Origin of the sequence: Microvirga solisilvae (assembly GCF_022808595.1) — a bacterium.
Lineage (GTDB): Bacteria > Pseudomonadota > Alphaproteobacteria > Rhizobiales > Beijerinckiaceae > Microvirga > Microvirga solisilvae.
The window spans coordinates 1-1,706 of record NZ_JAKUCN010000022.1; the positions used below are offsets into that span (position 1 = coordinate 1).

The window sequence follows — 1,706 nt, forward strand, 5'->3', positions numbered from 1 at the left end:
CTAGGAGCTTGTCGGAGTACCCCACCGTAGAGGGTGGGCCAGAGGGGTGATGCCCCAGGTGGTCCTTCAGAGGGGAGGCGAGTTCTGGTTGAAGGTGGAGGGTGAGCACCACCTCGACGAAGAAGCCGGAGCAGGCCGCCCTGTTGGAAGTAGCCGCCAGCGAGAAGCCGGAGCGGGAAGAGGCCAAGAGCTCCGCCCGCTTCACCTCGCCAAGGCCATTCCGGGAGTGGGAGCCGGAGCAGGGACAGTTGCTGCCGCAGTACGCGAGGGAAGTGCTGGGAGAAGGGCACCTGGCGAGCTTTTTCGTCGAGCTGCGCAAGGCGCTCGACTTCAGCAGCATTCTGGGTGCGTACACGAAGGAGTGCGGCCAGCCGCCCTACCACCCGGTGATGATGGCGCTGCTGCTCATGTACGCGTACGCGCGTGGCATTACGAGCAGCCGGGAGATTGAGCGGCGGTGCGAGACGGACATTGCCTTCCGCTATCTGACGGGAGGCGAGAGGCCGGACCACGACACGGTGTGCACCTTCCGGGTGCGGCACCTGGAAGCCTTCCGAGCGCTCTTCGTGGACACGCTGCGGCTGGCCCGGAGCTCGGGGCTCAAGAAGCTGGGGCACCTGTCGGTGGACGGCACGAAGGTGAAGGCCAACGCCAGCAAGCACAAAGCCATGAGCTACGGACGCATGGAGGAGGCCATGAAGAAGCTGGACGAGCAGATAGACAGGCTGCTTGCGGAGGCCGCGGCGTTGGATGCCGAGGAGGACAAGCGCTACGGCAAGGGGCGGCGCGGAGATGAGCTGCCCGAGGAGCTGAAGGACCCGAAGAAGCGCGCCGAGCGACTGCAGCAGGCCGCACGTCAGCTGGAGGCGGAGAAGAAGCTGGAGTTGGCGGTGGAGAAGGAGAAGCGCCGGGAGAAGATTCGCAAGGCCAAGGAGGACTTGGAGAAGGAGGCCAAGGAGAAGGCCGAAGCTCGAGGCGACAGCCCGGAGGAGGCGAAGCCCTCGGAGAAGGCGCAGCGCAATTTCACCGACCCGGACTCGAGAATCATGCCCCGGGCGGGCTCCTTCCAGCAGTCCTACAACGCGCAGGTGGCGGTGGACGCCGACAGCCAGTTGATAGTGGCGCAGGAGGTGGGGCAGAGCGCCAGCGATGCACGTCAGCTCGAGCCGATGGTGGAGCAAACACGCAACAACACGGGGCTTTTGCCCGCGCAGCTGAGCGCGGACTCGGGCTACCTGTGCAAGGAAGACATTGAGAAGGTGGAGGCCAAGGGCGTGGAGTGTTTTGTCGCCACGGGCCGCTCCAAACACGGAGAGGAGCCTGAAGCGGCACCTCGCGGGCGCCCGCCCAAGGGCTTGAGCTTCAAGGAGCGGATGAAGCGCAAGCTGCTGACGAAGCGAGGCCGTGCGGCCTATGCCAGACGCAAGGTGACGGCCGAGCCCGTCATCGGCCAGGTGAAGAACGGGACGCTGCCGCGCTTCTCACTGCGGGGCCTGCCCAAGGTACGTGGAGAATTCTCCCTGGCGTGCGCGGTGCACAACCTCAAGAAGCTGTGGCGTCAGGGCTGGGAGCTGCCAGCCCTGGTCGCGCAGCCGGCTTGACGGGCGGGGCTCCGCGCCCGGCGAGCCAGGGGAGACAGGCACCTAACCTATTGGTGCCTGCTACACGCCACCGCACTCCTGGCCGATTCTCCGACAAGCTCCTAG

At 65.8% G+C, this 1,706-nt stretch carries 1 protein-coding gene; it reads left to right on the forward strand.

The window, feature by feature from the left end:
- The first annotated feature begins 101 nt into the window (after positions 1-101).
- A complete protein-coding gene (locus MJ639_RS17770; RefSeq protein WP_243375686.1) occupies positions 102-1,601 on the forward strand; it encodes an IS1182 family transposase in 1,500 nt (499 codons plus the stop codon).
- The last annotated feature ends 105 nt before the right edge of the window (positions 1,602-1,706 follow it).